The sequence below is a fragment of the Shimia sp. genome, assembly GCF_965227725.1.
Classification (GTDB): domain Bacteria; phylum Pseudomonadota; class Alphaproteobacteria; order Rhodobacterales; family Rhodobacteraceae; genus Shimia.
This window is the reverse complement of record NZ_CBDDGH010000005.1, coordinates 1,478,178-1,505,084: the sequence shown is the minus strand read 5'-3', so window position 1 is coordinate 1,505,084 and position 26,907 is coordinate 1,478,178. Positions and strand designations below refer to the sequence as shown.

The window sequence follows — 26,907 nt, the reverse complement described above, 5'->3', positions numbered from 1 at the left end:
TTACCTATTGAGCGATTGTCCGCCCGCGCCTGTGGTGGATCGGCGAACTTGTGCTGGAAAGGCGCGCGGTAAATTATTTTTTCGTGAGCGGGCTTGGTCTCCTCCCACTTGGTTGATCGCGAACAGGGGGGACGTTCGAGGGGATATCTCTGGCTATATGCGGGCTTGGCTTGCCTCGCGGCAAGCTTTGGGCTAGCCCATGGCGAACGCTGACATACGCGCGCCCAGACCTATGAGTGGGCCGCCCCATTGGAGAGAAAACCGCAGATGCGCCTGTCCCGCTATTTCCTGCCTGTGTTGAAAGAAACGCCTGCTGAAGCGCAGATTGTGAGCCACCGCCTGATGTTGCGCGCTGGTATGATCAAGCAATCCAGCGCCGGGATTTATTCCTGGCTGCCGCTGGGCTTCAAAGTGCTGCGCAAAATTGAAAACATCGTGCATGAAGAGCAGGTGCGCGCGGGCCACATTCCGATGCAGATGCCAACGCTGCAGAGCGCGGACCTCTGGAAAGAGAGCGGCCGTTATGACGCCTATGGCGAAGAGATGCTGCGCATCAAAGACCGCCATGATCGCGACATTCTTTATACGCCAACCGCAGAAGAGCTGATCACCGATATCTTCCGTTCCAATGTGAGCTCTTACAAAGATCTGCCGCTGACCATGTATCAGATCCAGTGGAAGTTCCGCGACGAGATCCGCCCGCGTTTCGGCGTGATGCGCGGCCGCGAATTCTACATGAAAGACGGCTACAACTTTGACCTCAGCAAAGAGGATGCGCTGCACGCCTATAACCGCCATCTGGTGAGCTATCTGCGCACCTATGAGCGGATGGGGCTTCAGGCTATCCCGATGCGTGCGGATGGTGGCCCGATTGGCGGTGACTACACTCACGAATTCCTCGTGCTGGCGGAAACCGGTGAGTCTGAGGTGTTCTATGACAGCGCGGTGACCGACCTGACCTTTGGCGATCGTGAGATTGACTATGACAGCGTGGCGCAGTGCCAAGGCGTGCTGGAGGAGTTCACCTCCAAATATGCGCGCACCGATGAGACACACGATGAGGCGCTGTTCAACGAGATTCCGGAAGAGCGCCGCCGTGTGGCGCGCGGCATCGAAGTGGGGCAGATCTTCTACTTCGGCACCAAATACTCTGACGCGCTGAACGCGCAGGTGCAGACCGCTGAGGGCGAGAAGGTCTCTGTTCATATGGGTAGCCACGGCATTGGCGTGAGCCGCCTGCTGGGCGCGATCATCGAAGCAAGCCATGACGACAAAGGCATCATCTGGCCTGAGGGTGTGACCCCGTTCCATGCGGGCATCGTGAACCTCAAGCAGGGTGACGAAGAAGCGGATGCGGCCTGTGAAGCGCTTGAAAAAGCGCTGATCGCAGCGGGTCTTGAGCCGCTTTATGATGACCGCAAAGAGCGCGCGGGCGGCAAGTTTGCCACCATGGATCTGATCGGTCTGCCGTGGCGCATCACTGTTGGCCCACGTGGTCTGAAGAACGGTGTGGTCGAGCTGACCAGCCGCCGCACCGGGGAGAGCGAAGAGCTGTCCCCAGAAGCGGCCGTGGCCAAGCTGATCGAGATCTACGCCGATCACCGTGTGGTTGGGCTCTAACGCAGTTGATAAAATGTGCGCCTTGCGGCGCGCTTGATTTTGAAAACCCCCGCAAGTGTGCGGGGGTTTTTTGTTGCCTCCGGCGGGGATATTTGGCGCAAGTGGAAAGGCCGCGTTTTGCGCTCAGTGTTGCCGACGGGCGCGCGCTGCCGGGTTGACCCTGCGAAAGGGGCCTCATAGGGTCGCGCTCAACCAAGAACCGGAGCAGACATGGCAGGCAGAACCGCCCCTTTTTCCCGATTTGAGTGGATGATCGCTTGGCGTTATCTGCGCGCGCGGCGTGCGGAAGGCGGCGTGAGCGTGATGACCTGGATCAGCCTGATTGGCATCACCCTGGCGGTGTTTGCGCTGATTGCGACTTTGTCGGTGCGCGCAGGCTTTAGGGCAGAGTTTGTTGATACCATTCTGGGCGCCAATGCCCATGCAACCATTTATCAGCGCGGGGAAATTTCTGACACCGGGCAGATTGATCGCACCATTCACGACTTTGACGAGATGGCCGCGCGCCTGCGGGCGGTGCCCGGGGTGACACGTGCCGCGCCTCTGGTTAAGGGGCAGGTGATGGCGAATATGCGCAGCCGCAATGCGGGCGTGGAGGTCTTTGGCATGCGGGCTGCGGATCTGGCGGAGCTGCCGCGGATTGCTGATCCGGAGACCAGCGAGGGGGATCTGGCCCGCTTTGGCGAGGGCATCGCCATTGGCTCTGGCGTTGCGCGCGAGCTGGGGGCGTTGGTGGGCGACCGGATCAAGATCATTTCGCCAAACGGGGTGAAAACCGCCTTTGGCACCTCGCCGCGGGTGAGCAGCTATGAGGTGGTTTATATCTTCTCCGCCGGGCGCTATGACATTGATCGCACACGGGTTTATCTGCCGTTTGAGGCGGCGCAGACCTTCTTTGACCGCGATGGTGTGGCCGATGAGATCGAGGTGATGGTGCTTGATCCAGAAAACGTGGGCGAGATGGCTGTTCCGCTGTTGCAGGCGGGGGGTGACAGGGCGCTGGTCTGGACCTGGCAGCAGGCGTCGGGGGGCTTTCTGAATGCGCTGGAGGTTGAGGACAATGTGATGTTTGTGATCCTGTCGGTGCTGGTGCTGATTGCGACCATGAACATTGTGTCGGGCCTTGTGATGCTGGTGAAAAACAAGGGGCGCGACATTGGTATTTTGCGCACCATGGGGCTCACAGAGGGCTCTGTGCTGCGGGTGTTTTTCATCTGCGGGGCCTTCACCGGGGTGATTGGCACGGTGATGGGGGTGGTGCTGGGATGCCTGTTTGCGATCTACATTGATCCGATTTTTTCCTTTGTAAACGTACTGTTGGGTGGTGAGGCCTGGGATCCGTCGATCCGCAATATCTATCACCTGCCTGCGCGGTTGCAGATGGAGGATGTGAGCAGCGCGGTGAGCCTGTCGCTGGGGCTGTCCTTCATTGTGACGATCTTTCCGGCGCGGCGGGCGGCGCGGATGAACCCAGTGGAGGCGCTGCGCTATGAGTGATGTTGTGCTGAAACTTGAGGGCGTAGAAAAGCGCTATAACAAGGGCTTAGCTGGAGAGATCCATGTCCTGCGCGGGGCGGAGCTGCGCCTGAAGGCGGGCGAGATGGTGGCGCTTGTGGCCCCGTCAGGCGCGGGGAAATCAACGCTGCTGCATATGGCGGGATTGCTCGATACGCCGGACGCGGGGACGGTGGAAATTGGCGGGCAAATGCTATCCGGAAAGTCTGACCGGCAGCGCACAAAAGCGCGGCGGCAGGACATTGGTTTTGTCTATCAGTTTCACCATTTGTTGCCGGAATTCAGTGCCTTAGAGAATATTGCCTTGCCGCAGATGGCCAATGGGTTGGGCAAAGGGGCCGCCTCAGAGCGGGGGCGGGCCTTGCTGGAAACCGTGGGCGTGGCGCATCGGGCGGATCACCGTCCTGCGGAGCTGTCGGGCGGGGAGCAGCAGCGGGTGGCCTTTTGCCGGGCGCTGGCCAATAAGCCACGGATTTTGTTGGCAGATGAGCCGACAGGCAACCTTGACCCAACCACCAGCGATCAGGTGTTTGACGCGCTGATGACCTTGGTGCGGGAGACCGGGCTGGCGGCGCTGGTGGCGACGCATAATATGGAGCTGGCGGCGCGGATGGACCGGGTGGTGCGGCTGGAAAACGGGCTTCTGGTAGACGGCTGAATTTCTCGGCTGAGAGCGGGTGTTGCGTGAGAGGTTAATGGGGCAGATTTGCCCTGTTTGAAACGTCGGTATCGCGTCGGTAACGCGGCTGTATTGCGGCGGTTCAATATCTTGGGGCAGGGGCGTTTGTGAACGCTAGGGGCGTTGCGTCGCATGCTGGCCTAGGCCCAGAACAAGCCGAAGGCGCTGGGGCAGCGCCCGACCGTCCGCAGGGCGGGCGCTTTGGCGACGGGGCGCGGCAGCTTGATGAAACCGGATGTGTTTGGTTGGTATAAACGGGCAGGTTGCCAGCTGGGTGCGCCCACCCTCGGTCGGGCTTTGGTTAGGCGCTCGGTTACACGCTCATCGCCAGCACGCGGCTGATTTCGGTGAGGCTGCGGCCGGATTGCTCCATCCAGATGTTGAAGGCCTCCTGCACCTGTTTCATCGCGCCTTTGGAGGTGGGCTGTTTGTCCACCACGCCTTCGGCGATCAGGCGGGCGACCACGTCGCGGGACAGGATGAAACTGTCTTTGCCCAAGAAGCGCAGCGCATATTGACCGGTGTTTCCACCGATGCGGGAGCCGCCCTTTTTCATAAATTCGAGCAGGCCGACATAGTCGGTCGCGGCCCAGCCGCCGAGCACCACGCCCGCGCCGCCCTCTGCGCGCAGGGATTGGAGGAAGTGGGCGTTCTCGATCACGGTGCGGATTTTGGGGCCGTTGCGCACGATGTCTGTGTTGGACATCAGGCGGTCCATATCCTCGTCATGCAGAAAGGCGCAGCGGTCCACATCAAAGCCATGGAAAGCGGCTTCAAAGCCCTCCCATTTGTTTTCGATCACCTGCCAGTTGAAGCCTGCTTGGAAGACACCTTTGGTGAATTGGGCAAGCCAGCGGTCCTCGGGGATGTGCGCAAGCTCTTCGGCGGATTTGGGTTTGCTCAGTTGGGCCTCAAGCGCAGCAGGGCCGCCTTTGCGGTCGGCGGCGATGGCGAAGATCTCGTCGAAGGGGCGCATGGGGTGGTCCTTTGGGTGGCGTCGATCTTCGGAGCATTGTTGCGATTTCTTGGGGGAGTGCCAGAGGTTTGTCTGCGCAGTTTCTCAAGTGTCTTGATCAAAATTGCACAGGGTCAATTGCTGAGCCGCTGCGCACGAACCGAGGGGGGAGCGAAGCGCCCGCGTTTTGTCGGAGGCAAACCTCCGGTTTGGCGGGGGCGATTCACCTTTCGGGAGCTTGCTGCGCCAGCCCCAGCCGGTCGACAGGGCGCTGCCAAATCTGTGATCTAGTCCCTGACACAGTGGGCTTCTTGAGATGGTTATTGCGCAATCTGCTCAAACATCACGTCGGTTCTGAGAACCAGTTTTTGACCTGTGATCACGGGGTCACCCCGATGAGATAGCGGATGATGAAAGAACACCGCTTTCCCCGTCGCTGGTTCGATCGTGAAATCTTCAAATACGTGGGGAGAAAACACATCTGCGAAGGTAGTGCCGCCGCCTTCGAAACCGTCGTTCAGATAGATCAGCAAGGTGAATATACTGTGATGGCCTGCATCGTTTCGGTAGGCCCCGTCTTGGTGCCAGTCGAAAAACTGACCGGGTTCATAGCGATACACCCGAAACCGGTCGTTCAATGCAATAGCTTGGTGACCCTTGAATGCGGTTGGAAAGAATGGCCGCACGTGTTGCCAGAGCTCTCTTGCAAGATCTGGATCGTCAAAAATCACGCGGTCGTTGTTGCGGATTTCGGCCGAAACATGTGTGCCGTGTTCGGTTGTAATCGTCGCGGGTTGGAAGCCAGCTTTGACCGCTAGGGCGGTCACCTCTGCACAGCGCGCATCGGTAAGGAAGTTTGGGGCTTCAAAGACCAAATGGTCCAAATCGTGTGGAATGGGCATCGTCCATCTCCGTAATTCCAGTCAAAGAGGGGGGGCGTTGGATCGCTAAGCGATCAACGGTGAGTTCCTCTGAGGAATGCGGCGTGGCTTGGCCGCGAGAGATGCTTGTTTTGACTTGCCATGGCGGGAGGAATGTCAGAGCGCGGCTTTTGTTTCAAGAGTTTATCTTTGAGGCGGGACTGGACCGCGCTGCAATGACGCCGCACTGCAATGCTATAGACACTTCCGCGCACGAACCGAGGGGCTGGAAGCGAAGCGCCCGCCCCGTGGGGGCGGTTCACCTCTCGGGAGCTTGCTGCGCAAGCCCCTGCCGGTCGGCGGGGCGCTGCCAAAGCGGAGCTTTGGCTTAGGGGTGCATTCGAACGAGGCTGATCAATAACCTCTTACGTTGTGCTTTCGGCCCCCACCTTTACCCCGCTTTAACTCAAAAATACTTAGGTGGCCTTGCAGCCCTCCGAGCCCACCACTAAGACTCTCTTGGTAGGGTCCGACGGTCGGGCCGAAGCGATCAACAGGCAGGCGATATGAAAGACCCTTTTGAGACTTATATGAACACCCTTGTGCCCATGGTTGTGGAACAGACCAGCCGTGGTGAGCGCGCCTATGATATTTTCTCGCGCCTGCTGAAAGAGCGCATCATCTTCCTCAACGGTCCTGTGCATGACGGTATGTCTTCGCTGATCGTGGCGCAGCTTCTGCACCTTGAGGCGGAAAACCCCTCCAAAGAAATCAGCATGTACATCAACAGCCCTGGCGGCGTGGTCACTTCCGGTCTGTCGATCTATGACACCATGCAGTACATCAAGCCGAAGGTGAGCACGCTGGTGATTGGCCAGGCGGCCTCCATGGGCTCCTTGCTGCTGACCGCCGGTGAAGCGGGCATGCGTTTCTCTCTGCCCAACTCGCGCGTGATGGTGCACCAGCCATCCGGCGGCTATCAGGGCCAGGCGACGGACATCATGATCCACGCCGAAGAAACCCTGAAGCTGAAGAAGCGTCTCAATGAAATTTACGTGAAGCACACCGGCCGCACCTATGAAGAGGTGGAGCAGGGGCTTGAGCGCGACAACTTCATGAGCCCGGAAGAGGCCAAAGACTGGGGTCTGATCGACGAAATCGTCGAAAATCGCGCCAAAGGCGACGACGAAGAGAATTGAAAATAAGTGCCCGGTGACGCGTGGTCGCCATCGGGCACTTTCGCATTGTACCCCGTTTGCGCCTGTCCTAAGCTGGCTGAAACGCGGGGGCCTCACAGAACTGAGGCCGAGGTTTTGGGCCTGAAAGGGAAGACATGTCGAACACATCCGGTGGTGACAGCAAGAACACTCTCTACTGCAGCTTCTGCGGCAAGAGTCAGCACGAAGTGCGCAAACTGATTGCGGGTCCAACCGTTTTCATCTGTGATGAATGTGTCGAACTTTGCATGGACATCATCCGCGAAGAGACCAAGGCCAGTGGGCTGAAGGCCTCAGAGGGTGTGCCAACACCGCGCGAGATCTGCGATGTGCTGGACGACTATGTGATTGGTCAGGCCGTGGCCAAGCGGGTGCTGTCTGTGGCGGTGCACAACCACTACAAACGCCTCAACCACGCCCAGAAGGGTGGCGACATTGAGCTGGCGAAATCCAACATCCTGCTGATCGGCCCGACGGGCTGCGGCAAGACCCTGCTGGCGCAGACGCTGGCGCGCATTCTGGATGTGCCGTTCACCATGGCGGATGCGACCACACTGACCGAAGCCGGTTACGTGGGCGAGGATGTCGAGAACATCATTCTGAAGCTTCTGCAGGCGTCGGAATATAACGTGGAGCGTGCGCAGCGCGGCATCGTCTATATCGACGAGGTCGACAAGATCACGCGCAAATCCGAGAACCCCTCGATCACCCGTGACGTGTCCGGCGAAGGGGTGCAGCAGGCGCTTTTGAAGCTGATGGAAGGCACCGTGGCAAGCGTGCCTCCGCAGGGTGGCCGCAAGCATCCGCAGCAGGAATTCCTGCAGGTGGACACCACCAACATCCTGTTCATTTGCGGTGGCGCTTTTGCTGGTCTCGACCGGATCATTGCGCAGCGCGGCAAAGGCTCTGCGATGGGCTTTGGCGCCGATGTGCGTGACAATGATGAACGCGGTGTCGGCGAGATCTTCCAGGATCTGGAACCGGAAGATCTGCTGAAATTTGGTCTGATCCCGGAATTTGTCGGCCGTCTGCCGGTTCTGGCGACGCTGGAAGATCTGGACGAAGATGCGCTGGTAATCATTCTGACACAGCCCAAGAACGCGCTGGTGAAACAGTATCAGCGTCTGTTTGAGCTGGAAGATGTGCAGCTGACCTTCACGGATGAGGCGCTGAAAGCGATTGCGCGCCGCGCGATTGAGCGCAAGACCGGTGCCCGTGGCCTGCGCTCCATCCTCGAAGAGATCCTGCTCGACACCATGTTCGAGCTGCCGGGTCAGGAGAGCGTGACCGAGGTTGTGGTGAACGAAGAAGCCGCAACCACTCAGGCTGCGCCGCTGATGATCCACGGCGAAGCAGAGAAAGAGCCAGCCTCTGCGGGCTGAGGCTTTCTGCGGATAGAGTTTGAAAGGGCGCTCCGGCTGGGGCGCCTTTTTTGATTGGCGGTGATGGCGGGTAGTGGGCGTAGCGCCATTTCGTTGGGGGTGCGCTAGCGGCGGCTTTGTCGGGTGAGGCTTCCTGTGCGCTCGTTGTGTGATTTAATCAAGAAGCTTTCTGGACAAAGCGCCAGCAACTCGCAAAAAAGGGATACAACCTTTGAATGCGGAATTCACGATCGAGGTCAGAACATGAATGCGATTGAAATCTTGCGTGTTTCTGTTCTTGGTTTTCTGGCCGGTTGTGGCTTGGCACAGGCTGTTGGTGCTTGGCGAACAACCAACAGGATTGGCACCGCCACTAAGAGTTAAGGCAGTGTTGCGCTATGTCTTGAACCTTTTTGGTTTGGGGATACTGATTTCTTTGCCGATGCTTCCGATCATGGCAATCATCGGTCCGATGATGGTCAGTGACCTTGACCCTGAAGCTCTAGCCAGAGGCGCAATGCCACCGCTTAAGTTCCTTATCTGGCCTAGTATCGCATCATTGCCGTCGCTCTACTTGGGCATACGGCTTTGTTTAATTCTTCCAGGTGCCGCTGTCGAAAACCGCGTCGGCCTGTCTGGATCATGGGATTACACAAGCAATAAAGGTATATCTCTACTCGTAGTCGTGCTCATATCAGCAGCAGTTTCAATAGCTCTCCAGATCATTTTTGGCGTGATTACTCCCAGTGTTTTGGAGGCATCTCGAGGTGTCCTGACAACCTTCCAGATCACTCAGTTTGTTGGCCAGTTGCTTGGATCTCTGTTCGTAATTTCCGTCATGAGCAAGATGTTTCTTGTCTTTGTGCAGGATAGGGCAAAGGACTAAACGCGAGCCTTGCTACTACCAAAGCTTAGCGACTGAGATTAAGCCGCGCGGTAGCATCGGTCAAAGTAGGTATCGTATGGGTTTGTGCAGTGGTTCAGGTTGTTAGATCTTTAACTTGGGGCGGCGCGTCTGTTTGACAGGTGGAAAGGGGCTTTGCCCCTCTGCGCGCTCGGCGCGCATTCACCCCAGGATATTTGACGAATGAGAAGGCGTCGCGCACGCAAATGTGAGCGGGCGGCTGGTTGCCATTGGGGGCGCGGGGGCCAATATCGGGCGCGCTAACAAAGGACCTGTTCAAATGCCCAAAGCCGTACTCTATCGCATGGATCTGCCCAATTATACCTGTGGCTATGGCACCGCTGCGCGTGACCTGCTCAAGCGGGAGAAGTTTGAGATTGAGGAACATGTGCTGCGCACGCGGCGGGAGACGGATGCGTTCAAAGACAAGCATCACATCACCACCACGCCGCTGATTTTCATTGATGGGGTCAAGATTGGCGGGTTTACCGATCTGAAGAAACATCTGCAGGGGCAAAAGCCGAAGTCCAAACGTTTCTGGAAGCGCTAGGCTGAGTGAGGCGGCGGGCGGTAAATCTGCAACTTCTGATATGACTCACCTGGCCCGCCCAAGGTGATCTCTGGGAGGGCTGCCGAATTTGCGAGAATAGTCGCGGCTGAAATGGGTGGCGCTTTGATAGCCGACTTCAAAGCCCACCGTCGAGACAGAGCAGGCGCCGCGCATAATCAGGTCGCGCGCCTCAATCATGCGCAGGTCTTTTTGGTATTGCAGCGGCGTGATGCCCATCACGGATTTGAAATGCTCATGAAATGAGGATGGGCTCATCCCCGCGATATCGGCAAGGTCGGCCACCACCAGCGGCTCGCGGAACTTCTCTTTGATCTGCAATATGGCTTTGGCAATGCGGCTGGCATGGCTGTTGACCAAAAGCAGGTTCCGCAACATCCCGCCGATCGGGGACATCAGCAACCGAAAGTGGATTTCTCTCAGGTGCATCGGGCCAAGCACCTGTGCATCCAGCGGGGCGTTCACCAGTTCGAGATAGCGCGCCATGGGCGCAATGTAGGCAGGGTCTGCGACGGTGGTGGACAAAACGCTGGCCGAAGCCTCTGCTGAGATCACATCGCCGACCTGCTCATAAAGGCCGCGCAGGATCCCGAGATCCAGGGCAAACACCAAGGCAAGGTAGGGCCGCTCCGGGCTGGCCTCAAGGATCTTTGCGGTGACGGGCAGGTCATGGCTCACCAGAAAGGCATCGCCGGGGGACAGGGTGATGGAGGTCTGCCCCATGAGCAATTCCTTCTGTCCCTGAAGGATCAGGCAGATGAAGGGATTGTAGAGAATGGTTTCAAACTCACTGACCTCATCACGCTCAAACACATGCGCCGCGGGCAAATGGGCCGCTGCCGGGCTGTTTTCGTTGATTTGAAACTGTTTTGCTAAGCGCTGTAGTCTGTCCTGTGACATGGAGCCTCCCTTATCGCTTCCTAGCAACCACGCCGCCAAAGATCACGGAAAAATGTATCCTCAGAGGAATTGGCAGGTTTGCCGGAGGATCTGGCAAGACGCTGCGCGGATTGCGCCCTAGACAGAGATCATCAGATCTTAGGAGCACATATGACACGTTCACACACCATCACATCCGCCTGCGCTGCCGCCACATGTCTTGCACTCAGCTTAGGCACGCCCGTGCTGGCTGGTGGCGCAGGTCACACATCACATGGGGCCTGTGACGACGCGATGATGCGCGGTGGCATTGCTCAGCTCAGCGCGACGCATGCCAGCATCAGCACATCCATCCTGATCGACGCTGCGCCAGCTCAGGTCTGGGCGACGTTGACAAATTTTGAGGATATGGCCAGTTGGAGCACAGGCACGCTGCAGGGGATGACCGGCGAGATTAAAAATGGCGGCAGCGTGGTGGTGACCTTCCTGTTTGGTGTGGATGATGCGGGACAGCCGATTTCAAATGACATTCCGCATAAGCTGATTTTTGAAGATGGCCAAAAAATCGGGTGGTCCGACCCCTTCCCGGTGGAGCTTGGCGGGGGGCATGACAACCATATTTACGCGGTGGAAGCCTGTGGCGGCAAACGCTGTTCACCCAGTCAGATGAGATTGTGGATAACCCCTATGCGGTGAATTTCGTGAGCCAGCTGTTTGCAGGATATCAGCTGTTCAACAGTGAGCTTAAGGCCGCTGTAGAGCGCTGATCGTGCCCGCTTGGCAGCGCGCCTCTTGTTGAGGAGGGGCGCGTTGTGTGACGTGGTTTTTGGGGGGCGGGGCTGGTCTTGGTCGCTTGGGCTCGAAGGATGGATGTGATGCTGGCCTAGGGACTTATGCCGAGCGCAAAGTGACGCCTTCGGTGAACTGCCAAAACCATTCGCATGCCGACCTGACGTCGGTAGCCATTGACAGTTCCCCTCTACCGGAGGATGTCTGACCTGAACAGAAATTCAGGAGCGCATCATGGCTGTACGTCACATTTCCACCGGATCTCCCTTTGAAGAAAAAATCGGCTATTCCCGCGCGGTTGTGGCGGATGGCTGGGTCTTTGTGTCCGGCACCACGGGCTATGATTATGAGACCATGACCCTGCCTGAGGATGTAGTGGATCAGTGCCGCAACACGCTGGCGACCATCGGTAAGGCGCTTGAGGAAGCGGGCAGCAGCCTCGATGATGTGGTGCGGGTGAACTACATCCTGCCCGACGGCAGTGATTTCGAGAAATGCTGGCCGGTGACCAGTGAGGTTTTTGCGAAGGCCAAGCCAGCGGCGACGATGATCATTGCAGATCTCATGGAAGAAGCGATGAAGATCGAGATCGAAGTCACCGCCCGCGTGTCTTCTTAACGCTATGTCCGCAGCCCTCAGCGAAAGCGCTTTGACATGACCTCTCATATTGCCACGGATCGCGCGGCCAATCGGTTGGGCAGCCTGTTTATGGTCGCGGCCATGGCCGGGTTTGCGGTGGAGGATGCCTTTTTGAAGGCCGCCGCCCAGAGCCTGCCGATCGCGCAGGTGATGGTGTTGTTCGGGGCGGGCGGGGCCATGGTGTTTGCCCTGTGGCTGCGCGCCAAAGGGCAGCCGCTGGCCCCCAAGGAGGTGCTGTCGCGCCCAATGCAGGTGCGGGTGTTTTTCGAGATTTTTGGGCGGCTGTTTTTCACCCTGTCTCTGGCGCTGACGCCGCTGTCCTCAACCACGGTGATCCTGCAGGCCACGCCGATTGTGGTGGTGGCCTTTGCGGCGCTGGTGCTGGGCGAACGTGTGGGTTGGCGGCGCTGGCTCGCGATTGTGATCGGGCTGCTGGGCGTTGTGCTGGTGGTGCGCCCCGGCGGGGACAGTTTCACCCTGTTGTCGCTGCTGGCGGTTGGCGGGATGCTGGGCTTTGCCGGGCGTGATCTGGCCAGCCGCGCGGCGCCTGCGAGCCTTGGGACGGCTGTTTTGGGGCTCTATGGGTTTCTGGCGATTGTGCTGGCCGGAGCGCTTTATGGGGCGCTGTGGGAGCAGCAGCCGTTTCACACCCCGCAGCCAAATGCGCTTCTGGCGGTGGCGGCGGCGGTGGCCTGTGGCGTCTTTGCCTATAGCGCGCTGATGCGGGCGATGCGCACCGGGGAGGTCTCTGCGGTGACGCCGTTCCGCTACAGCCGTTTGCTGTTTGGCGTGGCGCTCGGAGTGATCGTGTTTGGTGAAGGGCTCGACGCGATGATGATCGCAGGCAGCCTGCTGATCGTGCTCTCAGGGCTTGTGATCCTCTGGCGCGGGAAGCGGTGAGGATCAGGCGCTGAGAGAGCGGGTGATCTCTGCCCTCCGGTTTTCCTGAAGGGTTTGAAAGCCGTACCCGAGGTCGCCTTGCGCCGCCGCAGGCCGCTCAGTGAGCCAGTCGCGGGTCTGGCGCACCGACAAAGTGGGGCGACAGGTGTCTGCGTAGGCGTTGCTGCTACCAATCTGGGCACTCAGTGCGCTGCGGTTTTCCTCAGACAGGGCGGCGAGGGCCATGGGGCCGGGAAAGAAGCTTTCGGTTGCAAGCCCTTCGGACAAAATCACCGCGTGGTTTGGCAGCAGAATATGAACATATTCCACCTCCTGCCATTCAGAGAGCACCCGGATACCAGCCAGAGAGGTCAACGCCTTGGCCGGGGTAAAGATCTCAGCGTCCTGTTGGCGGATCAGCACCCGGTGCTGAGGGGAGACAATCAGATCGCGAAACGGCAGATCGCAGCCGAGCGCACCCGCTGAAATGAGGATCGGGTGGTGCTTTGAGCCCGCAGACAGCGCCTTATGGGTGGCGGTCGCCCATTGCACGGGTTGGGGGCCGTGATCAAAGGTCAGAACCAGATCGCCGGGGCAGAGATCCTGAACTTTGCGGGGGCCTGCTGGGGTGGCGATATGGGTGTTTGCGGCAAAGCAGGGCACGCCATCCACATCTTTGAAATCGCTGTATTTGCTGTCCCCGTAGTTGCTGCCCATGACTTTGACGTATTTTGCACCATCCACAAGCGAGGCGTCGGTGGCAAATCCCCAGACGTCTGACGCGTTTCCGCCTTGTGAGAAGACGGTGAGTTTGATCTGGGGGCCGGTTGGAAAGCCGTGGTCATCCAGTTTTTGCACATAGATGTGGGACTCAGATTCCACCTTGGTGCCATCTGCCACCAAGCCCTTACCGTCGACGATGACGTGGTTGTCCTCGGCGTTGTCGTTGAACATGGAGGTGTCGCTGCTGCTGTCCTCCAGCGAGATCATGAAATCCTGATAGCCGCCGGTGAATTGGAATACGGTGCCATCCGGGGTCGAGGAGTTGTTGATGATGGAGCTGCCTGCGGTGCCAAACGGGCTGTCGGAGGTGATCTTCAGCGCCTGACTGTCGCTGGCCATGAATTTGCGCATTACCATGAGATCATCCTTTGTGGGCCGTTTGACCCATCGATAAAGGAAACTCCCTTAGATACCTTTGACCGTTCGTATTTTACGCATTTGGCCGTTTCTTGCTGAGATGCGTCGGGTTTCCCATACCCTTAGGTCAAGAAGATTGACAACGCGCAGACGGTGGCCTTTGGTGAAGGGAGAATGCGTTTCAACTCTGACGGGAGCGGCGGGGACCTATGGCGGAAACAGCTTCACAAGGCGGCCATGAGGGCGGCAGCGTCCTGAAATCAGCCATCCCGATCTTGCGGATGTTTGATGAGGCCCATGCGCGGGCTTTCTATCTGGATTTTCTGGGTTTTTCCAAAGATTGGGAACATCGCCACGATGTGGATTTCCCGCTATATATGCAGATTTCCCGACAGAACTGTCTGTTGCATCTGACCGAGCATTTTGGCGATGCGACCCCGGGGAGCGGCTGCTTTGTGCCGATGGAGGGCGTGGAGGCCTTTCATGCGGAGCTTGTTGCGCGCAACCCGGAAAACCTGCGGCTGGGGCTTGAGACCATGCCCTGGGGCCAGCAGGTGAAAGTGACCGATCCCTTTGGCAATAAGCTGACATTTTGCGAGCAAAACGCGCAAGCGCAGTGACCGCGCGCAGGCCCTGTTCGCGATCTCTTTACCAAGGGGTTCTGCGGACTGGACCTTTGAGGGCAAATGGTCCATATGGAACATGTATTTGCGGAGACTCCCATGGGCATTCTGAGCACAATCAACAACGTATTGACCTGGTGGAATGGCGCCACGCTGAACACCAAACTCTATACGATGCGCAAAGGCATCAAAGTTGGGGAAGATGCTGAAGGCAATGTCTATTACCGCAACGCCAATGATTCAAAACGCTGGGTGATCTACAACGGTGAAGCCGAAGCCAGCCGCGTGGGCGCGGATTGGCATGGCTGGCTGCACCGGACCTTTGACGAGGTGCCCTCCGAAAAACCATTGGCGCATAAAACGTGGGAAATCCCACATCAGGAAAATGTGACCGGCTCGGCTTTGGCCTATGCGCCGGCAGGATCGATCAGAGCCACGGGCAAAGCTCCGGTAGAGCGCTCTGATTATGAGGCTTGGAGCCCGGAGTAATTAGCCCATGTCGGCGGTACGTACTGAGACTTTTGTAGGCGCGGCTGTGGTCGCGGTGGCAGCAGGCTTTCTGCTGTATGGCGCGCAGTTTTCCAATGTGGGGGGCGATACGGGCGGCTATGGGCTGAACGCATCTTTCCGCTCCATTGAGGGCATCAGCGTGGGCACGGATGTGCGGCTGGCCGGTGTGAAAATCGGCACGGTGACCGATGTGCAGCTGGACCCGGCCACCTTCCGCGCGACGGCGAATTTCAACGTCGCCAATGGCATTGAACTGCCGGATGACAGTGCGGTTGTGATTTCCTCTGAGGGGCTGCTGGGCGGCAACTTTGTGGAAATCCTGCCGGGTGGCTCGCCGTTCAATTTTGAGGCCGGTGACGAGATTGAGGACACGCAGGGCTCTGTCAGCCTGATCTCGCTGTTGCTGAAGTTTGTCAGCGGCAGCGGAGAGAGCTGAGATGCGCAGGGCGGCAACGGCGCTTGCGCTGACGGCGGGTTTGGCTGCGGCGCCCGCGGTGGCGCAGGAGATCATCATCGAGACGCTCGATATTGCGCCGCTGCGCTATGAGCCGCTGGAAATTCCTTTGGGCGATGTGACCAGTGAAACGGTTGTGGCCGCCTCGGTGGGCGAAGGGGCGATGCTGCGGGGGCTGGACAAGCTCACCGGGCAAGTGGCTGATTTTGAATTGCAAAACGGCTATAGCGTCAATTTTGGCACCCTGCGTGTGGATATGGCGCAATGCCGTCACCCCAGCGAGAATGCCACTGGTGAAGCCTATGCGTTTATCTCGGTCTTTGAGGATCAGGGGGCAGGGGCAAATCTGTTTCAGGGCTGGATGATTGCCAGCTCTCCGGCGCTGAGCGCGCTGGATCACCCGCGCTATGACGTCTGGGTCTTGCGCTGCAAAGTGGCTGAGGCCAGCACCTCTGAGGCTGACGGCAGCGAGTGAGCGGTGATGTCAGCGTCCTGACGCTGCGCCCATGTGAGCATCCGGTGATAATCGGCGCGGGGCACCTCTATGGCGCCCAGTGAGGCGAGGTGTTCGGTCAGAAATTGCGTGTCAAACAGTGTGAAGCCGCAGCGGCGCAGATGTTCGATCAAAAAGGCGAGCGCCACTTTGGAAGCGTCTGTGGCGCGGGAGAACATGCTTTCACCAAAGAAGGCGGCACCAAGGGTCACGCCATATATGCCACCGACCAAGCGGGAGCCGTCCCAGACCTCCAGAGAATGCGCCTGTTCGCGCTGGTGCAGATCGACATAGAGCTGGTGGATCTGTGCGTTGATCCAGGTCTCATCGCGATCGGCGCAGCCATAAAGCACCCCCTCAAAATCCGCGTTCAGGGACACGTCATAAGCGCCGCGCCGGATGCGGCGGGCCAAGCTGCGGGAGATGTGGAATCCGTCGAGGGGGAAAATACCGCGGCGGATCGGGTCCACCCAGAAGATATCCGGGTCATCGCGGTTTTCGGACATGGGGAACACCCCCATGCCATAGGCGCGCATCAAGAGGTCCGGTGTGACCTCGCTCATGATGCGCGCCCAAGCAGGATCAGCCCTCCGCCATATTGGCGTCGAGCCACTTCTCCAACCAGTGAATGTTGTATTCGCCGGTGTGGATGTCTTTTTCCTGAAGCAGCATGTGGAAGAGCGGCGTCGTGGTTTCGATGCCGTCGATGATCAGCTCACCCAGAGCGCGGTCCAGACGTGCAAGCGCCTCGGCCCGGTCGCGGCCATGCACGATCAGCTTGCCGATCAGGCTGTCGTAATATGGCGGGATGGAGTAGCCGTCATAAAGCGCGCTGTCCATGCGCACGCCAAGGCCGCCAGGCGCGTGGTAGGCTGTGATTTTGCCGGGACGCGGAGCGAAATCCGGCAGTTTCTCAGCGTTGATACGCACCTCAATCGCGTGGCCGTTGATCTCCAGATCATCCTGGCCAAAGGACATGGGCTCGCCTGCGGCCACGAGGATTTGCTCGCGCACAAGGTCCACACCAAAGATGCCTTCGGTCACCGGGTGTTCCACCTGCAGACGGGTGTTCATTTCGATGAAATAGAACTCGCCGTTTTCATAGAGGAACTCGATGGTGCCCGCGCCGATGTAGTTGATCTTGGCAACCGCATCCGCACAGATTTTCCCGATGCGCGCACGCTCTTCCGGTGTGATGGAGGGGCCGGGGGCCTCTTCAAACACCTTCTGGTGACGACGCTGCAGGGAGCAGTCCCGCTCGCCCAGATGCACCGCATTGCCCTTGCCGTCGCCAAACACCTGAATTTCGATGTGGCGCGGGGTGGTGAGGTACTTCTCGATATAGACTTCATCGTTGCCAAAGGCGGCTTTGCCCTCGGCCCGTGCGGTCATAAAGGCGCTTTCCATGTCCGCGGCGGTTTGCGCCACTTTCATGCCGCGACCACCCCCACCGGCGGTGGCTTTGATGATGACCGGATAGCCCATCTCTTCGCCAAGCTTCTTGGCCGCGGCCAGATCCGGCACGCCGCCGTCAGAGCCGGGCACGCAGGGCACGCCGAGTTTGATCATCGTGTCTTTGGCGGTGATCTTATCACCCATCACACGGATGTGCTCGGCGGTTGGGCCGATGAAGGTCAGGTCGTGGTCTTCGACGATCTGCACAAAGTTCGCGTTTTCAGACAGGAAGCCATAGCCCGGGTGGATCGCCTGAGCGCCGGTGACTTCGCAGGCCGCGATGATGGAGGCCATGTTCAGATAGCTGTCTGTGCCCGGCGCAGGGCCGATGCAGATCGCCTCATCCGCCATCCGCACGTGCATCGCATCCGCATCGGCGGTGGAGTGCACCGCGACCGATTTGATGCCCATTTCGCGGCACGCACGGATCACGCGCAGGGCGATTTCTCCGCGGTTGGCGATCAGGATTTTGTCAAACATTACAGAACCCTTATTCGATGATCACCAGCGGCGCGCCGTATTCCACGGTGTCGCCATCTGCCACCAGAATGCGCTTCACGGTGCCGGATTTGGTGGCCGGGATGTGGTTCATGGTTTTCATCGCTTCCACGATCAGCAGGGTGTCGCCTTCGCTGACGGTCTGACCGACGCTGATGAAGGAGGCCGCGCCGGGTTCCGGCTGCAGGTACACGGTGCCAACCATCGGCGAGGTCACAGCGCCCGGGTGGCTTGCTGGATCTGCTTCTGCTGCGGCAGGGGCGGCGGCTGCCGCAGGGGCTGCCGGTGCGGCGGCTGGGGCTGCGGCTGCGGGGGCAGCGACGGCGACTTGGGCCGGTGCGGCGACCACTTGGGTCTGGCGGCTGACACGCACGTTCAGGCTGTCGTCCTCGCCATATTCGCGCATGACTTCCAGCTCGGTCAGGTCGTTTTCGCGCAGGAGCTCTGCCAGTGCAGAGATGAAGGCCACATCGGAGTCGTGATTTTTCTTGCTCATTTCCGTTTTCTATCCTCTTCGCGCAAAGCGCGGTTGAGTCTTATTCTGGTTTCCCTTGCGGCGCTTATAGAGAAAAAGCACCCTGTAGGAAAGCTGAACTGGCCTTTCAGATGGGGGGAAAAGACGTTGTTTTCCAGCCTTGAACGGGCTTTTGTGGCCAATTTTACGCGCAGCGCTGTCCTCAGATGTCAACGCAGCGCTGTCCCTGTGCGGTGACTCGGTGACGTTGGGTCATAATTTGACCTGCCAATCGGGGGCGCGCGCCGCAGATGTCGGGCAGTGTTGGCCTGTGTCAGGCAATGCAGCGGAACGGCAAGAGCCGGCGCAGAGGGCGCTAGAGCGGCATGCCGGCAAGTTTCGCCACAAGTTCGGCCAGCTTGCGCGCGCCAAATTTGCGCAGCAGGCGGGCGCGGTATTCCTCCACCGTGCGATAAGACAGATCCAGCTCCAGACCGATTTCCTTGGAGGTCATGCCGCGGCAGGTCAGGATGGCCACTTCGCGCTCGCGCTGGGTGAGCTCGACCACGGGGCGGTCCTCAGACAGGTCTGCAAAGGACCAGACGCTTTTCTGAAACGGGTTGTCAGGCGAGGTGGACTGGCCGCGCACGCGGCACCAAAACAGCGTGCCATCGGAGCGGCGCATCACGCGCTCGTCGCTGTAGCGGCCGGTGTCGGCAATGGCGGAATAGACCCGCTCGCCAATGGTGCGGTAGTCTTCCTGAGAGGCGTAGAACTCGGCAATGGAGCGTGCGGCGCAGGCCTCAGCAGACAGGCCAAACATCTCGCCAAACCGCAGATTTGCGCGCGAAATGATGCGGTTCTGAAGAATGCAGAGCCCGACGGGGGCGTGATCAAAGGCCAGTGCGTGAAGTTCCATGGGGCGCAGTGATGGCACAGGTGTGGGGAAAGGGGAAGGGGGGCGTTAGGGGCTAACTACGAAGGCACGACTGGAGACAGAGACGGAATTGCCAGACGGGTCCTTGGCGGTGGCAAAGCAATAACCATCCGCTTGGTGGATTGGGCCGAAGTCCAGACCACGTTCTTTGGCTTTTTCGCAGAATGCGGGAACGTCTTGGACGTCAAAGACCAGTTTGATTAGGGATTGGCCCGCTTTCTGTCCCTTTGAGGCGGGGTGCAGGAGGAGGGATGCGCCGCCGTCTGGTGCGCGGAGTTCGACAATTCTATCGCCTTCAATCCGCAAATGCTGATAGCCGAAGTGGCTGCAATAGAAATCGACCAAGGCGTCGATTTTCTTGGTGTAGATGACAAGTCTTCCCAAGGGCGGCATGTGATCTCTCCGTAGCAGGCGAGGCCACCTTAGCAGGTCATGGTTGAGCGGAAAGGGCACGCGGGCAAATAAAAAGCCCCGCACAGTGGCGGGGCTTTGTTGGGTTTGGTCGCGTACCGCTTAGTTGACCAGCGTGGCCTCGGTTGCGGCGCGGAACTCTTCTTCGCTGACGCCCTCGGCCAGCTCGACAAGCTTCAGGCCGCCTTCAACCACATCAAGCACACCGAGGTTGGTGATGATGCGGTCGACCACGCCTTTGCCGGTGAGCGGCAGGGTGCATTCCTTCAGCACCTTGGACTGGCCGTGTTTGTTGGCGTGATCCATCACAACCACCACGCGGCCGACACCGGCCACCAGATCCATCGCGCCGCCCATGCCTTTCACCAGCTTGCCGGGGATCATCCAGTTCGCCAGATCGCCGTTTTCCGCCACTTCCATCGCGCCGAGGATGGCCATGGCGATTTTGCCGCCGCGGATCATCGCAAAGCTCTGCGCGCTGTCAAAATAGGCGGTCTGCGGCAGCTCAGTGATGGTCTGTTTGCCGGCGTTGATCAGGTCTGCGTCCTCATCTCCCTCAACAGGGAAGGGGCCCATGCCGAGCATGCCGTTTTCAGATTGCAGTGTGACTTCAACACCTTCGGGGATGTAGTTGGACACCAGCGTCGGGATGCCGATGCCGAGGTTCACATACCAGCCGTCCTGCAGTTCCTGTGCGGCGCGTGCCGCCATTTGATTGCGATCCCAAGCCATTGTTATGCCTCCTCGCGCGGGCGCACGGTGCGCTGTTCGATGCGTTTTTCGTGGTCGCCCTGAATGATGCGGTGCACATAGATGCCGGGCAGGTGGATCGCGTCCGGATCCAGCGAGCCGGTGGGCACGATTTCCTCAACCTCGGCGATGCAGATCTTGCCGCAGGTGGCTGCGGGCGCGTTGAAATTGCGGGCGGTTTTGCGGAATACCAGATTGCCGGTTTCATCGGCTTTCCACGCCTTTACAATGGCCAGATCGGCAAAGATGCCCTCTTCCATGATGTAGTCTTCCATCGCGCCATCCGGCCCGGTGGGGAACTGCTTTTCCAGCTTGCCTTCGGCAATCACGGTGCCCACGCCGGTCTTGGTGAAGAAGCCCGGAATGCCCGCACCACCGGCGCGCATACGTTCGGCCAGCGTGCCTTGCGGGTTGAATTCCAGTTCCAGCTCGCCGGAGAGATACTGGCGCATGAATTCCGCGTTTTCGCCCACATAGGAGCTGATCATCTTTTTGACCTGTTTGGTCTGCAGCAGGATGCCGATGCCAAAATCATCCACGCCTGCGTTGTTGGAGGCAAAGGTCAGGTCTTTGACGCCGCTGTCTTTGATGGCGTCGAGCAGAAGCTCGGGGATGCCGCAGAGGCCAAAGCCGCCTGAGGCGATGAACATGCCGTCAGACAGCACGCCCTCAAGCGCGTCTGCGGCATTGGCATATACCTTGTTCATGGGTGTCTCTCTCCCTGGGGTCAGCAAATTGCGCAAAGTTGTGACGGGGCGTCACAGGGGAGTCAACGACCGCAGGGGCAAAGGCGTATTACTACGGGGGGCGTTTGCGGGACGGGGCGAGGGGTCAGCCCCTCGCGCTCCCCGGAGTATTTGCGGCAGAATGAAGATTGGATGGGGGACTGTTTGTCCGCTAGGCCGTTGAGGGGACATTGTGTGGGGCTTGATGCACTTCAAAGATTGGCCATGGGGTGTCAAAGCCCTTGAGCTGGTGCGTGCCGATCGGATCAAAGGCCAGTGAGGTTTTGCCGATGGTGAGTTCGGTGACCGTGCGCGAGACGAGGATTTGGCCGGGCTGGCAGAGGGCTTCGATCCGGGCGGCGGCATGCACGGCGAGACCGCCGATGTCTGCGCCGCGCAACTCGATTTCGCCGGTGTGCAGGCCGATGCGGCTTTGCAGCCCCAATGCGTGTAAGGTTTTGCGCAGGTTGAGCGCGCAGTCGACGGCGCGGCCCGGTGCATCAAACAGGGCCAGTAACCCATCCCCGGTGAATTTGATCAGGCGGCCCCCGAAGAGATCAATGCAGGCCGCGGCTTGTGCTTCCATTTTCTGCAGCAGGATGTGCCACTGATGGTCACCCGCAGCTTTGGCGGCTTCGGTGGACTGCACGATATCGGCAAAGAGCGGGGTGGCCAGCACGCGTTGGGTATCAAGCTGGTGCATTGGGCGGTCCATCAGGAAAGACCGGATGGATGCCACGATCCGCGCGTTGTCATTGCCCCAGAAGAAATGCCCGCCGGGGCCGCAATCCTCAAACCGTGCGTTAGGCACCTGTTTGGCAATGTAGGTGCTGTTGTCGATGGGCACCTGCTGATCGGTGCTGTGGTGCAAAACAAGCGTCGGGTGCTGAACCAGTCCGAGAATGGCGCGGATGTCGATTTGCAGATTGAGATCAAAATATTGGCGCATGGCGGCCGGGGGGCAGGAGGCGCGCTGGATCTTGCCAAAGAGCTGTTGGGCGGCAGGCGAATGCGCCAGTTCGGGCACGAAGATCCCAAGGGTTTCCCCTGTGCCCCAACGTGCCAAAGTGTGTTCAATGGCTGCGCGGCGCACATCTGCGGGGGGCATATAGGGGTAATCGGCGCTGCCGCAGGCTTTGGCATAGGCGCCAAAAGTGATCACCTTGGAGATGTCAGAGGGGTGTGTGGCCGCATAGAGCAGGGCCATGGCCGCCCCTTCGGAGAGGCCGAAGAGCACGCAATCGTCAAGGTTCAACGCGGTGATCAATGCGGAGATGTCATTGGCGCGTTCTTCCAGCGTGGGCGCGGCAGTTAGGCGATCAGAAAACCCCTGGCCGCGTTTGTCAAATTCGACCACACGGGCAAATTCCGTCAGTCGGGCGATGAAGTCGCTGTATTGCGGGAAGTCGTGATAGAGTTCGCAATGGGAGAAAATGCCGGGCACCATGAGAATAGCGAGAGGACCGGAGCCGGAGCTGCGGTAGGCGATGCTCAGCCCGTCACACTCCACATAGCCGCTTTCACTCATACCAGCCTCACACTTTCAACACAGTTACAGTGTTGGGCATTGTCGGGCAGAAATCGACAGTTTTGTGGCGTGCCCTTTGCACAAAAGCAAAAGGCCCCGCGTGGGGGCCTTTCTTTGAACGTTGACAGCTTATTCTGTGTCAGCCGCCTTTTTGGTTGTGGTTTTCTTGGCCGTTGTCTTCTTGGCGGGGGCCTTCTTTTTCGCAGCGGTTTTCTTGGGGGCCGCTTTCTTGCGCGTGGGCTTTTTCTTGGCCGCTTTCTCCGCGATCCACTGCACAGCCTGTTCCATGGTCACATCGGCCACTTCCACCTCTTTGGGGATGGTGGCGTTAACTTTTTCCCATTTCACATAGGCGCCGTAGCGGCCGTCCATGATGTTGACTGCGCCCCCATCATCGGGGTGTTCGCCCAGCTCGCGCAGCGGTTTGGCGGCTGCGCCGCCGCCGCGACGGCCCGGGTTGTTGCGCTTTTCTGTCAGCAGCTCGACCGCGTGGTTCATGCCGATTTCAAAGACATCGTTGGGGTCTTTGAGGTTGGCGTAGACCGGCTTTGCGTCATCGGGCAGCTGGTGCATCACGTAGGGGCCAAAACGGCCAAAGTTGGAGGTGATCATGCCGCCTTCGGGGTGCATGCCGATTTCGCGAGGCAGGGACAGGAGCGTCAGGGCCTTGGCGAGGTCCATGTCGTCCTTGTTCCAGCCACGCGGCAGGGAGGCACGCGGCGGCTTTTTGTTCTCAGGCGTTGGCTCACCACGCTGCACATAGGGGCCGAAGCGGCCAGCCTTGAGCCAGATTTCATCCCCTGCGTCTTCGCCGAGCACACGCTCGTCGCCATCTGCGCCTTCGCCTGCAATCGGGCGGGTGTAGGTGCATTCGGGGTAGTTGCCGCAGCCGACAAAGCCGCCGGTGCGGGAGCTTTTGAGGTGCAGCTGGCCGTTGCCGCATTTCGGGCAGACGCGCGGATCGGAGCCGTCTTCGCGTGGCGGATAGAGCTGTGGGGCCAGCGCGTCATCCAGCACGTCGAGCACCTCGGAAATGCGCAGCTCGCTGGTTTCGCCGATGGCGGCGGAAAAATCTTTCCAGAAGCGCGCGAGCACGTTTTTGTAGTCGCGGTTGCCTGCGGAGACGTCATCAAGCTCTTCTTCGAGGTTCGCGGTGAACTCATAGCCGACATAGGTGCGGAAGAAGTTCAGCAAGAAGATCGTGACGATGCGGCCTTTGTCCTCTGGGAAGAGGCGGTTTTTGTCTTTGCGGACGTATTCGCGATCCTGAATGGTGGTGATCACGGAGGCATAGGTGGAGGGGCGGCCGATGCCGAGCTCTTCCATCTTTTTTACCAGCGTCGCCTCGGTGTAGCGGGGCGGTGGCTGGGTGAAATGCTGCTCCGGGGTCACGGTGCGTTTGTCGGCCTTTTCGCCCTGCATGATCTGGGGCAGGCGCTTGTCGTCATCATCGACAACTTGATCGTCGCGGCCTTCTTCATAGACGCGCATGAAGCCGTCAAACAGCACCACCTGACCGGTGGCGCGCAGCTCGACCTGTTGATCGTCAGAGGCGATGTCGACCGTGGTGCGCTCCATACGGGCGCCGGCCATCTGACAGGCCAGCGTGCGCTTCCAGATCAGGTCATAAAGCTTGCGCTGGTCGGCGTCGGTGACTTTCAGGTCATCGGGCTTGCGCATCATATCCGTCGGGCGGATACATTCGTGCGCTTCCTGTGCGTTCTTGGCTTTGTTTTTGTAGATGCGCGGCTCGGCGGGCACGTAGTCATCGCCATAAAGCGTCTGGATCGCGTCGCGGGCGGCGGCCACGGCCTCAGGTGCCATGTCGATGCCGTCGGTCCGCATATAGGTGATGTAGCCGGCCTCATAGAGGCGCTGGGCGGCGCTCATGCACTGACGCGCGCCCATGGAGAATTTGCGGCTGGCCTCCTGCTGCAGCGTGGAGGTCATGAAGGGCGCGGATGGGTTGCGGGAGGCGGGCTTGGCCTCCACGCGCGCCACAGAGAGGTCGCGGGACTGGATCGCCTGCACGGCCAGTTCGGCGGCGGTGCTGTTTTCCAGCGCGTATTTGTCGAGCTTCTCGCCGCCCAGAACGGTGAGGCGGGCCTCAAACTCTTTGCCACGCGGGGTGGCGAGCAGGGCTTTCACGGACCAGTATTCGCGGGCGTTAAACGCCTCGATCTCCATCTCGCGCTCAACGATGAGACGCAGGCACACAGATTGCACGCGGCCCGCAGAGCGCGCGCCGGGCAGTTTGCGCCAGAGCACGGGGGAGAGGTTGAAGCCCACAAGATAGTCGAGCGCGCGGCGGGCGAGATAGGCATCCACCAGCGGCTGATCCACCTGACGCGGGTTTTGCATCGCCTCGGTCACGGCGGTTTTGGTGATCGCGTTGAACACCACGCGGGACACGGGCGTGTCTTTCTTGATGGCGCGGCGTTTGCGCAGCGCTTCCTCAAGGTGCCAGCTGATCGCCTCTCCTTCGCGATCGGGGTCGGTTGCGAGAATGAGCGCGTTGTCTTCTTTCAGCGCATCGGCGATGGCTTTGACATGTTTGCGGCTGTCGGTGCCGACTTCCCATGTCATGTCAAATTCATTGTCGGTGTCGACCGAGCCGTCTTTGGCCGGGAGGTCGCGCACGTGGCCGTAGGACGCCAGAACAGTGTAATCTGAGCCAAGATACTTATTGATCGTTTTGGCTTTGGCTGGGGATTCTACGACAACTACTGGCATTCAATTTCCTCTCGACTCGGCGCGAGCCTTATGGCGGCGAAAAATGTGGGGCGAAAGGGGGGATTGTCAATCCATGGTGGTTTTTGTTGTTACTTTGAGCTGAACGGGGCGTGAGTGTGATGTGGGTTGGAAGGCATTTGCGTGCAAGGTTTGGGCGGTTGCTCAAAACACATGCGGGCTCAGTTTTTGCAGAGCAACCCACCGGAGAGGCGGGTGATTTTGCCGCTGACCTCCAGATCCAGAAGCGCGGGGGTGAGCTTTTGCGGGGACAGGGAAAGGTCGCGCACCAGCTGATCTTCGCTGAGCGGGGAGGGGCCGAGGCGGCCCAGGATTTCAGAATGCAGCGCGGCGGTTTCGCGCAGATTGCGGTCGCGGCGGGGCGCGGGATCTGCGGGGATGTCGGCGGGAACGGCCTGTTGCTGCGCGGGCAAAGGCAGGGTGGTCAGCACCTCAAGCACATCCTCCGCACCGCGCACAAGGGTGGCCCCGTCGCGAATGAGGATATTGGCTCCGGCGGCGCGGGCATCAAATGGATGGCCGGGCACGGCCAGCACGTCGCGGCCCTGATCGAGCGCAATGCGCGCAGTCAGAAGGCTGCCGGACTTTGAGGCGGCCTCCACCACCACAACGGCGCGGGTCAGGCCGGAGATGATCCGGTTGCGGGCCGGGAAATGGCGCGCGCGGGGCTCCATGGCGGGGGGCTGTTCTGACAGGCACAGGCCTTGCGTGGCAATGTCGCCCGCAAGCGACAGGTTCTGTGCGGGGTAGGGACGGGACAGGCCACCTGCGTAAACGGCGATGGTGCCGGTTTCCAGCGCGGCGGCATGGGCGGCGGCGTCAATGCCGCGCGCAAGGCCTGAGACAATGGTGAAGCCAGCCTCACCCAGCTCTTTGGAAAGACGCGCCGCCATGCGCAGCCCCAAGGAAGAGGCGTTGCGCGCACCGATCACGGCGATGGTGGGTTTGTGCAAAAGGTCCACTTGCCCCTGCGCCCACAGCATTGGCGGGGCATCGGGAATGTCGGCCAGAAGCGCGGGATACTCCGGTTCGCCAAAAAAAATCGGCCGCGCTCCTGTGGCACAGCCGTCTTTCAGCTCTCGCTCTGCATCTTGATGGGAGGTGGCGCTATAGCGCGCAACACCTGCGGATCTGGCAATGCCCGGCAGCGCCTCCAGCGCAGCCTCCGCTGTGCCGTATTCTGTCATCAATCTGTGGAAAGTGGTGGCCCCGACGCGTCGGGATCGCAAGAGGCGAAGCCGCAGCAATCGCGCTTCCTCCGTGGTGGGTGGGATTTGGGGGTGAGTGGAAGAAATTCGATCTTCGGTCATCCG

The 26,907-nt window shown here is 59.6% G+C and carries 28 protein-coding genes; 14 read left to right on the top strand and 14 right to left on the bottom strand.

Annotation, left to right across the window (positions count from 1 at the left end):
• The first annotated feature begins 267 nt into the window (after positions 1–267).
• From proS to ACO07T_RS17650, 3 genes are all read left to right on the top strand, one after another.
• Positions 268–1,620 carry a proline--tRNA ligase gene (proS, locus tag ACO07T_RS17660; RefSeq protein WP_422050442.1) on the top strand — a complete coding sequence of 451 codons (1,353 nt, stop codon included), beginning with the start codon at positions 268–270 and terminating at the stop codon, positions 1,618–1,620.
• Between the two features lie 210 nt (positions 1,621–1,830).
• Positions 1,831–3,117, top strand: coding sequence for a lipoprotein-releasing ABC transporter permease subunit (locus ACO07T_RS17655; RefSeq protein WP_422050441.1), 1,287 nt, complete (start codon positions 1,831–1,833; stop codon positions 3,115–3,117).
• A complete protein-coding gene (locus ACO07T_RS17650; RefSeq protein ID WP_422050440.1) occupies positions 3,110–3,793 on the top strand; it encodes an ABC transporter ATP-binding protein in 684 nt (227 codons plus the stop codon). The genes ACO07T_RS17655 and ACO07T_RS17650 overlap by 8 nt, the downstream gene beginning before the upstream one ends.
• 334 nt (positions 3,794–4,127) lie before the next feature.
• Here the strand turns inward: ACO07T_RS17650 and ACO07T_RS17645 are convergent, their stop codons facing one another.
• Positions 4,128–4,790, bottom strand: a complete 663-nt coding sequence (locus ACO07T_RS17645) for a DNA-3-methyladenine glycosylase I (protein WP_422050439.1) — start codon at positions 4,788–4,790, stop codon at positions 4,128–4,130.
• Between the two features lie 299 nt (positions 4,791–5,089).
• Positions 5,090–5,671, bottom strand: a complete 582-nt coding sequence (locus tag ACO07T_RS17640; protein ID WP_422050438.1) for a 2OG-Fe(II) oxygenase — start codon at positions 5,669–5,671, stop codon at positions 5,090–5,092.
• Between the two features lie 524 nt (positions 5,672–6,195).
• On the opposite strand from ACO07T_RS17640, the gene ACO07T_RS17635 reads away from it, so the two are divergent.
• The 4 genes from ACO07T_RS17635 (at position 6,196) to ACO07T_RS17620 (ending at position 9,661) form a co-directional block, all read left to right on the top strand.
• Positions 6,196–6,828, top strand: coding sequence for an ATP-dependent Clp protease proteolytic subunit (locus tag ACO07T_RS17635; RefSeq protein ID WP_209063822.1), 633 nt, complete (start codon positions 6,196–6,198; stop codon positions 6,826–6,828).
• Between the two features lie 134 nt (positions 6,829–6,962).
• Positions 6,963–8,228, top strand: a complete 1,266-nt coding sequence (gene clpX, locus ACO07T_RS17630) for an ATP-dependent Clp protease ATP-binding subunit ClpX (RefSeq protein WP_209063820.1) — start codon at positions 6,963–6,965, stop codon at positions 8,226–8,228.
• Between the two features lie 247 nt (positions 8,229–8,475).
• Entirely contained in the window at positions 8,476–9,093 is a 618-nt protein-coding gene (locus ACO07T_RS17625) for a hypothetical protein (RefSeq protein ID WP_422050437.1), read from the top strand.
• A 298-nt stretch (positions 9,094–9,391) separates the two neighbouring features.
• Positions 9,392–9,661, top strand: coding sequence for a glutaredoxin family protein (locus ACO07T_RS17620; RefSeq protein ID WP_209081046.1), 270 nt, complete (start codon positions 9,392–9,394; stop codon positions 9,659–9,661).
• Positions 9,662–9,706: 45 nt separating this feature from the next.
• Here the strand turns inward: ACO07T_RS17620 and ACO07T_RS17615 are convergent, their stop codons facing one another.
• Positions 9,707–10,579: an AraC family transcriptional regulator gene (locus tag ACO07T_RS17615; protein ID WP_422050436.1), complete on the bottom strand. Its 873-nt coding sequence runs from the start codon at positions 10,577–10,579 to the stop codon at positions 9,707–9,709.
• Positions 10,580–10,729: 150 nt separating this feature from the next.
• On the opposite strand from ACO07T_RS17615, the gene ACO07T_RS17610 reads away from it, so the two are divergent.
• The 3 genes from ACO07T_RS17610 (at position 10,730) to ACO07T_RS17600 (ending at position 12,886) form a co-directional block, all read left to right on the top strand.
• Positions 10,730–11,254 (top strand): SRPBCC family protein, encoded by a 525-nt coding sequence (locus ACO07T_RS17610; protein WP_422050435.1) that lies wholly within the window; start codon positions 10,730–10,732, stop codon positions 11,252–11,254.
• A gap of 327 nt (positions 11,255–11,581) precedes the next feature.
• A complete protein-coding gene (locus ACO07T_RS17605) occupies positions 11,582–11,965 on the top strand; it encodes a RidA family protein (RefSeq protein WP_422050434.1) in 384 nt (127 codons plus the stop codon).
• Between the two features lie 36 nt (positions 11,966–12,001).
• Positions 12,002–12,886 (top strand): DMT family transporter, encoded by an 885-nt coding sequence (locus tag ACO07T_RS17600; protein ID WP_209063811.1) that lies wholly within the window; start codon positions 12,002–12,004, stop codon positions 12,884–12,886.
• Positions 12,887–12,889: 3 nt separating this feature from the next.
• Here the strand turns inward: ACO07T_RS17600 and ACO07T_RS17595 are convergent, their stop codons facing one another.
• Entirely contained in the window at positions 12,890–14,005 is a 1,116-nt protein-coding gene (locus ACO07T_RS17595) for a Hint domain-containing protein (RefSeq protein WP_422050433.1), read from the bottom strand.
• 209 nt (positions 14,006–14,214) lie between these two features.
• On the opposite strand from ACO07T_RS17595, the gene ACO07T_RS17590 reads away from it, so the two are divergent.
• The 4 genes from ACO07T_RS17590 (at position 14,215) to ACO07T_RS17575 (ending at position 16,067) form a co-directional block, all read left to right on the top strand.
• Complete coding sequence (locus ACO07T_RS17590; protein ID WP_209081041.1) at positions 14,215–14,625, top strand: glyoxalase superfamily protein; 411 nt, start codon at positions 14,215–14,217, stop codon at positions 14,623–14,625.
• Positions 14,626–14,727: 102 nt separating this feature from the next.
• Positions 14,728–15,117, top strand: a complete 390-nt coding sequence (locus ACO07T_RS17585) for an NADH:ubiquinone oxidoreductase subunit NDUFA12 (protein WP_209063804.1) — start codon at positions 14,728–14,730, stop codon at positions 15,115–15,117.
• 7 nt (positions 15,118–15,124) lie between these two features.
• Positions 15,125–15,574 (top strand): outer membrane lipid asymmetry maintenance protein MlaD, encoded by a 450-nt coding sequence (gene mlaD / locus ACO07T_RS17580; protein ID WP_209081031.1) that lies wholly within the window; start codon positions 15,125–15,127, stop codon positions 15,572–15,574.
• Between the two features lies 1 nt (position 15,575).
• On the top strand, positions 15,576–16,067 hold the full coding sequence (locus ACO07T_RS17575; RefSeq protein WP_422050432.1) for a DUF2155 domain-containing protein: 492 nt from the start codon (positions 15,576–15,578) through the stop codon (positions 16,065–16,067).
• On the opposite strand, the gene aat is transcribed toward ACO07T_RS17575, so the two are convergent.
• The 10 genes from aat to dprA all read right to left on the bottom strand — a co-directional run bounded on the left by aat (position 15,998) and on the right by dprA (position 26,904).
• The gene (aat, locus tag ACO07T_RS17570; RefSeq protein ID WP_209081027.1) at positions 15,998–16,648 is read right to left on the bottom strand and encodes a leucyl/phenylalanyl-tRNA--protein transferase; all 651 of its coding nucleotides are present in this window, start codon (positions 16,646–16,648) and stop codon (positions 15,998–16,000) included. The genes ACO07T_RS17575 and aat overlap by 70 nt on opposite strands.
• A 19-nt stretch (positions 16,649–16,667) precedes the next feature.
• Complete coding sequence (gene accC, locus ACO07T_RS17565) at positions 16,668–18,020, bottom strand: acetyl-CoA carboxylase biotin carboxylase subunit (protein ID WP_209063796.1); 1,353 nt, start codon at positions 18,018–18,020, stop codon at positions 16,668–16,670.
• 10 nt (positions 18,021–18,030) lie between these two features.
• Entirely contained in the window at positions 18,031–18,534 is a 504-nt protein-coding gene (accB, locus tag ACO07T_RS17560; RefSeq protein ID WP_209081025.1) for an acetyl-CoA carboxylase biotin carboxyl carrier protein, read from the bottom strand.
• 334 nt (positions 18,535–18,868) lie between these two features.
• A complete protein-coding gene (locus ACO07T_RS17555) occupies positions 18,869–19,411 on the bottom strand; it encodes a LuxR C-terminal-related transcriptional regulator (protein WP_422050431.1) in 543 nt (180 codons plus the stop codon).
• Between the two features lie 45 nt (positions 19,412–19,456).
• Positions 19,457–19,822 (bottom strand): VOC family protein, encoded by a 366-nt coding sequence (locus ACO07T_RS17550; protein WP_422050430.1) that lies wholly within the window; start codon positions 19,820–19,822, stop codon positions 19,457–19,459.
• Positions 19,823–19,942: 120 nt separating this feature from the next.
• A complete protein-coding gene (locus tag ACO07T_RS17545; protein WP_422050429.1) occupies positions 19,943–20,572 on the bottom strand; it encodes a 3-oxoacid CoA-transferase subunit B in 630 nt (209 codons plus the stop codon).
• A gap of 2 nt (positions 20,573–20,574) precedes the next feature.
• The gene (locus ACO07T_RS17540; protein ID WP_422050428.1) at positions 20,575–21,297 is read right to left on the bottom strand and encodes a CoA transferase subunit A; all 723 of its coding nucleotides are present in this window, start codon (positions 21,295–21,297) and stop codon (positions 20,575–20,577) included.
• Positions 21,298–21,487: 190 nt separating this feature from the next.
• Positions 21,488–22,843, bottom strand: a complete 1,356-nt coding sequence (locus tag ACO07T_RS17535; RefSeq protein ID WP_422050427.1) for an adenylate/guanylate cyclase domain-containing protein — start codon at positions 22,841–22,843, stop codon at positions 21,488–21,490.
• Between the two features lie 129 nt (positions 22,844–22,972).
• A complete protein-coding gene (gene topA / locus ACO07T_RS17530; RefSeq protein WP_422050426.1) occupies positions 22,973–25,576 on the bottom strand; it encodes a type I DNA topoisomerase in 2,604 nt (867 codons plus the stop codon).
• A gap of 179 nt (positions 25,577–25,755) precedes the next feature.
• Positions 25,756–26,904, bottom strand: coding sequence for a DNA-processing protein DprA (gene dprA / locus ACO07T_RS17525; RefSeq protein ID WP_422050425.1), 1,149 nt, complete (start codon positions 26,902–26,904; stop codon positions 25,756–25,758).
• Positions 26,905–26,907: the final 3 nt, after the last annotated feature.